We start from the raw sequence: 6,116 nt of genomic DNA, 5'->3' as shown, positions 1-6,116 counted from the left end.
GCCCGCCCGCCCGCGGGCGCGCGGCGCCGGGGGGGCGCGGGCGGCGCGGGCGGGGGGGGGGGGGGGGGGGGGGGGGGGGGGGGGGGGGGGGGGGGGGGGGGGGGGGGGGGGAGGACAGAGAGAGGAGGAGGGGGTGTGGATGGGCGGGGGGTGGGGGTGGGGTGGGGGGAGGGTGGGGTGATGGGACGGCGGGTGGGGGCGCGGAGCGGGGTGGCGACGGAGCTGCCGGAAGTGTTCCTCGCACGGGACCACCACCGGTCCGTGGTGGCAGGGCTCGTCCGCGACGGGACGTGGGCGCGGGTACGGCCCGGGGCGTTCGTCGACGCGCGCGTGCTCAAGTCCGAGGACCACCCGCGCACGCTCGCACTGGCCCGGATCGCCGCGCTGCGCACCCAGCTGACCGCGGACACCGTCGTGAGCCACACTTCCGCTGCTCTCCTCTGGGGTTCACCGACCCTTCGCACCCCCGCGGTCACGCACGTCGTCCAGGCGTTCCGCGCGCGCGTCGGGGCCAGCCCGGACGTCGCGCGTCACCGCCGCGTGCTCTCCCCCGACGACGTCGTCGTGCTCCACGGCGTACGGGTCACCAGCCTTGAGCGCACCGTCGTCGACTGCACGATGTCCGAACCTGTGCGGGGCGGCGTCGTGGTCGCGGATGCAGCGCTCCACCGCGGCGCGGACCGTGAGCGGTGCGAGGGCCTGCTCGCCTCCTTGCCGGGCCGACGGGGCGTGGTCCGGGGGCGCCTGGCGCTCGACCTCGCCGACGACGGTGCGGAGTCGGCCGGTGAGAGCCTGGCCCGCGTCGCACTCCTCGAGGTCGGTGTCCCGCGGCCGGTGACCCAGGTGCCGGTCCACACCCACCTCGGCACCTTCTGGGCGGACCTCGGGTGGCCCGAGGTCCGGGCGCTCGCCGAGTACGACGGGCGGGGCAAGTACGCGCGGCGTCCGGCCGACGTCGTGGTCGAGGAGAAGCGTCGCGAGGACGCGCTGCTCGACAGCGGGTGGCGCCTCCTGCGCCTCACGAAGGAGGACCTCGCCAGCCCGCGGGCCCTGACGACCCGCGTCCGCCGCACCTTCCCCACCCTCCCCCTCACCCCCCGCCCGGCCCTGCGCCGCTGATCCAGCTGCTCAGGTCGCACATCTGCACCGAGGTCGCACGAGCGTGCGTGCGTCCTGGGTGCAGACGTACGACCTGAGCGCTCCTCGACGAGGGCGCTCCTCGACGAGGGGACGGTGTGGTGGGGGTCTAGGGGTGGTGGGTGTAGAGGTCGCGGAGGAGGGCGATCTCGGCGCCGTGGTGCAGCACCTCCTGGTTGACCCACCAGACGAGGTCGAGGAACAGGTCCTCCGCGTCGCTCCCGTCCGGGTAGGTGCTGCGCCCGACGGTGTCGAGCGCCTCGTCGTCGGCGGTCGTGAGCGCCTCCCGCCAGGCGAGGACACCCTCCCGGAGCGCCCGGACGCCACCCGCCGCATCGCCCGCGTAGTGGAGGTCGGCCTCGTGGCGGCGGTGCTCGCCGACCGTCCACTCGGCACGCAGCGTGAGCATCTCGGTCAGGTGAGCCATCCGCCAGGCGATCGTCGTGACGGGCGGCGGCCACGGGTGCGGGCGGCCACCGTCACGCCCCCACTCACCGGCACCGACCAGCACCGTGGCGCCCGGTCCGGGTCCGTCGGCGTGCCGGCGCACCGACCATGACCCCGGCACCGGCTCCCAGAGGTACTCCTCGTCCGACAGCGGGATGACGCGGACCCGCTCCCCGTCGCCGCTGTCCATGTCCGGACCTGTCAGGCGCGCGAGGAGGCGCTCGGTCGCCCAGTCGTACTGCGCGAGCAGCGGCGCCAGTCGGGCAGGAGTCTGCATCTGACGACGCTACGCGCGTGCCGGCTCACCCACCAGAGCCGACCCGACCGCACCCGACCGCTGCCAGCATGATGGGGGCAGCACCCATCAGGTCCGTGGCACACCATGACGACGCGAGGAACCGACATGACGACATCCCGTTCGACCGGCACCCTGAGCTTCGGCGTCCGGTTCGAGCCGGACTGGCCGCCCGAGGAGCTGCCCGAGTTCGCCCGCTGGGCCGAGGAGCACGGCTACGACGAGCTGTGGTTCAGCGAGGACCTGCCGTGGTCCGGCGGGATCGCGATGGCGGCGGCGGCGCTGGTCGCGACCACACGGCTGCGCGTGGGACTCGGGCTGCTCCCCGTCGTCACCCGGAACGTCGCGACGCTGGCGATGGAGATCGCCACGCTGGAACGCCTGGCACCCGGACGTGTGGTCGTCGGGCTCGGGCACGGGGTACCGGAGTGGATGGAGCAGATCGGTGCGGCGCCCACCAGTCCGTCCGCGGCACTCGAGGAGACGACGGTCGTCCTGCGGCGGCTGCTCGACGGCGAGGAGGTCACGTCGCACGGCAAGCACGTCGACGTCGAGGGCCTGCGGCTCGGACTTCCGCCCGCGGCGTGCCCGGAGGTGCTGATCGGCACGACGGGTCCCCGGGGCCTGGCGACCGCGGGCCGGACCTCCGACGGCGTCGTCCTCCCGGAGGTGACCACTCCGGACGCCGTCCGGTGGGCACGGGCGACCATGGCTGCGGCCGGTGCGGCGGAGAGCACGGTGCTGTTCGCGATGGCGAACCTGGACGACGACCGCCACGTGGCGCTGGCGCAGACGCGCACGAAGATCCAGCGGATCCTCGACCTGGGCATCTTCCCCCGGCTGACGGAGATCGCCGGGCTCGGGGCCGACGGCCGCGGTCAGCTGTCCGACGCGACCCTCGCCTCGATGACGGCGGCAGGAACGCCGGACGACGTCGAGCGGGCCGTCACGGCATGGGCAGACGCAGGAGCCACCTGCGTGGTGCTGGTCGCCGGCGACGAGGACGCCCGGTCGAGCTACGCGCGGTTCGCCGCCGAGGTCCTGCCACGGCTCCGAGGACCCGTGGGCTGAGGTCGCGCCGGCGCCCGCTCGCCGTCCGGGTGACGGATCAGCCCAGCGGCCGAAGCGCCGACCAGAGCAGCATGTCGACCCGGGCCCCACCGATGACCTGGTGGCTGCGCAGCAGACCCTCGCACTGGTAGCCGGCCTTCTCCGCCGCGCGGGAGGACGCCACGTTCCACGGCTCGATGCTGAGCTCGACCCGGTGCAGCCCGGGAACGCTCCACGCGAACGAGGTCACCGCCGTCAGCGCCCGCGTCGCGACACCGCGACCGCGTTCGCTCGGCGCGACCCCGTACCCGACGGTCGCCCGCCCGTGGGCGTGGTCCGCCAACCACAGCCCCACCTGGCCGAGGGCGCGGTCGTCGTCGGCCGCGGCGATGCAGAACGAGTACCCGGCGCCGTTGGCGAGCCGGTCGTGCTGCCGGCCGATCCACTCGAGGGCCTGCTCCTGCGTCGCGTGCCCGACGAGCGTCCCGGTCAGCGGAACGTACGGGTCGGTGGACAGGTCGCGGACCATCCCGGTGTCGCGCGCCTCGAAGGAGCGCAGACGGACGTCACCGCAGGTCGGCGCGACCGTCGGCATCGTCAGCATGCCCCCAGTATCCGACCGCGCCCTCTCCCCGCCCACCCCAGCCCCCGGCGGAAGACCCGACGTCCGCCAGGACGCACATCTGCACCGAGGTCGCACCGCAGCACGTGCGTCCTCGGTGCAGATGTACGACGTCGGGGCGCTGGGTGAGGAGGGGGCGCTGGGTGAGGAGGGGGAGGTGGGGTGAGGAGGGGGAGATGGGGTCAGCAGGAGGGATGTGCGTGGGAGGGTGGGGGTGTGTCTTTGACCCTTCCTGCGGGCGAGCCTCATGCCGGTCCGTGGCAGTCCGCACCCGCCACCGCGCTCCTCGACCTGCTCGTCCCGGCGGGCGGTGCGCCGACCGGTCGGCCGCTGGTCGTGGCCGTCGACGGTCGCAGCGCATCGGGGAAGTCGACGCTGGCCGAGCTCCTGAGCCGCCAGGTGAGCCGGTCGGCCGTCGTCCACACCGACGACATCGCCTGGAACGAGCCGTACTTCACCTGGGGACACCTGCTGGCCGACCACGTCCTGCGCCCTCTCCGACGCGGGGAGGCCGTCACCTTCCGCCCTCCCGCGTGGGTGCAGCACGGACGCGATGGATCGGTCGACGTCCCCGCCGGCCAGGACCTCGTCGTCGTCGAAGGGGTCGGGGCGGGGCAGCAGGAGCTGGCCGACCTGGTGGACGCGACCGTCTGGGTCCAGGCCGACTTCGCGCGGGCCGAGGAGCGGGGGATCGCCCGCGACATCATGCAGGGCGTCAACGGCGACGTCGAGCAGACCGTCGCCTTCTGGCACGAGTGGATGGCCGAGGAGCTGACCTTCCTCGAGCGGGAACGGCCGTGGGAGCGGGCCCGTGCGATCGTCGCCGGGACCCCGCCGATCCCGCTGGACAGCGACCACGTGGCCCTCGCCCAGGGCCCTTCGTGAGGACCCGTCCCCTGCCCGGCCGCGACTGACCCGCTCGAGGACACGCCGCGCGACTCGCGTCAGGCGGCTCGACGTCCGGTCAGGGCGTGTCGACGGGCCGGCGCGCTGCCCGGACGGTGACGGCGATGGCCGTGACCAGCAGCACCAGGACCACCGCGAGCGAGACCGCCGGCCAGACCGTCCAGTGCATGGACCGCAGGATCCCCTCGGCCGCGGACATGTCGGCGAAGAGCGCGACGGCAGACCCGGCGCCGGCCGCGACCACGGCGTACCAGAAGACCGCGACCAGGATCTTGCCGCTCACGATGACTCCCCCGCTGTCGGACCGACGCAGGAAGCCTAGCGTGCGAGGATCCCGAGCATGAGGCTGCGAGAGGCGACCGGTGACGACCTCGAGCTGCTCCACGACATGCTCCTCGAGGCGTTCAACTGGGACGGCACGACCCGGTTCACCCGCAGCGAGGTGATCGGCGACCCGCACACCGCGCGATACCTCGGCGGGTGGCGTCGCCCCGGTGACTTCGGGCTCGTCGCGGTCGACGGCGGGACACCCCTCGGCGCCATCTGGGCCCGGGCGCTCCCGGCGGCCGCTCCCGGGTACGGGTACGTGGCGGACGACGTCCCCGAGATCGGCATGGCGGTGGTCCGAGCCCACCACGGTCGGGGCGTGGGTTCCGCGCTGCTGGCCGGCTGCCTCGAGCAGGCCCGGGCCCTGGGCTGGAGGGCGGTGAGCCTGAGCGTCGAGGACGGCAACGCGGCCGCGCGGGCGCTCTACCTCCGGCACGGGTTCACCGTCGTGGGCCGCAACGGGGGCTCGGACACCATGCTGCGCGACCTCTGAGCGGGTCCGGTCGGCCCGCTACCGTCGACCCGTGGCCGACGACGAGGTGGTGCTCGCGACCGGGGGCGTGACGCACGTGGTGCGGGTCGGCCCGACGGTCCGGCGGCCGTGGCGGCCGTTCACCGCCACGATCCAGTCCTACCTGGGCCACCTGCACGAGCACGGCTTCGACGCCGCCCCGCTGCCCCTCGGCGTGGACGACCGAGGACGCGAGGTGCTCAGCTACGTCCCCGGGCACGTCCCGCTCGACCCGTTGCCCGACGACACCACGACCGACGAGGTGCTGGTCGCCCTGGTCCGCCTCGTGCGGCGTCTCCACGACGCGGCGCAGAGCTGGGTGCCCCCGTCCGACGCCGTCTTCGGCGGCATCCCGGGCAGGTCCGCGTCACCCCTGGAGCCGCTGTTCGACCGGCCCGAGCTCGTCGCGCACCAGGACTACTGCCCGGGCAACGTCGTCTTCCGCGAGGGGCTGCCGGCCGCTCTCATCGACTTCGACCTGGCCCGGCCGACGACGCGGGTCGCCGACCTCGTGAACCTGCTGCACTGGTGGGCGCCCCTGCAGCACCCCGTCGACCGAGCCCCCGCCCTGGCCGAGGTCGACGTCGCGGCGAGGGTCCGGGTGGCCGTCGACGCGTACGGGCTGACGCCCGACCAGCGCGCCCAGGTGGTGCCGGTCGCGGTGGCACGGGCGCGGAACTCGGTGCACACCATGCGTGCGGCCGCCGAGGCCGACCCGGTGTTCCGTGCCTGGTGGGAGTCCGGCACGGCCGAGAAGGTCACGCGTACCCGGGACTGGGTGACGGCCCAGTCCCCTCGCCTCGCTGCCACCCTGGCCTGAC

Annotated in this window: 9 protein-coding genes; 6 read left to right on the top strand and 3 right to left on the bottom strand. The window is 74.5% G+C overall.

The genetic code is table 11. From position 1 onward, the window contains the following. The first annotated feature begins 210 nt into the window (after positions 1–210). Complete coding sequence (locus M1R94_RS12335; protein WP_249381997.1) at positions 211–1,119, top strand: hypothetical protein; 909 nt, start codon at positions 211–213, stop codon at positions 1,117–1,119. A 127-nt stretch (positions 1,120–1,246) separates the two neighbouring features. Here M1R94_RS12335 and M1R94_RS12330 read toward each other — a convergent pair whose 3' ends face one another. After that, positions 1,247–1,861, bottom strand: coding sequence for a DinB family protein (locus tag M1R94_RS12330; RefSeq protein ID WP_249381996.1), 615 nt, complete (start codon positions 1,859–1,861; stop codon positions 1,247–1,249). 126 nt (positions 1,862–1,987) lie between these two features. Here M1R94_RS12330 and M1R94_RS12325 point away from each other — a divergent pair, with 126 nt between their 5' ends. After that, positions 1,988–2,950, top strand: coding sequence for an LLM class flavin-dependent oxidoreductase (locus M1R94_RS12325; RefSeq protein WP_249381995.1), 963 nt, complete (start codon positions 1,988–1,990; stop codon positions 2,948–2,950). 37 nt (positions 2,951–2,987) lie between these two features. Here the strand turns inward: M1R94_RS12325 and M1R94_RS12320 are convergent, their stop codons facing one another. Further along, positions 2,988–3,533 carry a GNAT family N-acetyltransferase gene (locus tag M1R94_RS12320; RefSeq protein WP_249381994.1) on the bottom strand — a complete coding sequence of 182 codons (546 nt, stop codon included), beginning with the start codon at positions 3,531–3,533 and terminating at the stop codon, positions 2,988–2,990. Here M1R94_RS12320 and M1R94_RS12315 point away from each other — a divergent pair. Both M1R94_RS12315 and M1R94_RS12310 read left to right on the top strand, forming a co-directional pair. Continuing rightward, complete coding sequence (locus M1R94_RS12315) at positions 3,532–3,717, top strand: hypothetical protein (protein ID WP_249381993.1); 186 nt, start codon at positions 3,532–3,534, stop codon at positions 3,715–3,717. The genes M1R94_RS12320 and M1R94_RS12315 overlap by 2 nt on opposite strands. Before the next feature lie 50 nt (positions 3,718–3,767). Then, entirely contained in the window at positions 3,768–4,436 is a 669-nt protein-coding gene (locus M1R94_RS12310; protein ID WP_249381992.1) for a uridine kinase family protein, read from the top strand. Between the two features lie 79 nt (positions 4,437–4,515). Here M1R94_RS12310 and M1R94_RS12305 read toward each other — a convergent pair whose 3' ends face one another. After that, positions 4,516–4,740 (bottom strand): hypothetical protein, encoded by a 225-nt coding sequence (locus M1R94_RS12305; protein ID WP_249381991.1) that lies wholly within the window; start codon positions 4,738–4,740, stop codon positions 4,516–4,518. 57 nt (positions 4,741–4,797) lie between these two features. Here M1R94_RS12305 and M1R94_RS12300 point away from each other — a divergent pair, with 57 nt between their 5' ends. Both M1R94_RS12300 and M1R94_RS12295 read left to right on the top strand, forming a co-directional pair. After that, a complete protein-coding gene (locus M1R94_RS12300; protein ID WP_249381990.1) occupies positions 4,798–5,277 on the top strand; it encodes a GNAT family N-acetyltransferase in 480 nt (159 codons plus the stop codon). Between the two features lie 31 nt (positions 5,278–5,308). After that, positions 5,309–6,115, top strand: a complete 807-nt coding sequence (locus M1R94_RS12295) for a phosphotransferase enzyme family protein (protein ID WP_249381989.1) — start codon at positions 5,309–5,311, stop codon at positions 6,113–6,115. Position 6,116: the final 1 nt, after the last annotated feature.

The sequence above is a fragment of the Actinotalea alkalitolerans genome, assembly GCF_023369855.1.
Taxonomy (GTDB): domain Bacteria; phylum Actinomycetota; class Actinomycetes; order Actinomycetales; family Cellulomonadaceae; genus Actinotalea.
Note: the sequence above shows the minus strand (reverse complement) of the source record. Positions and strands in the feature narration are given on the sequence as shown.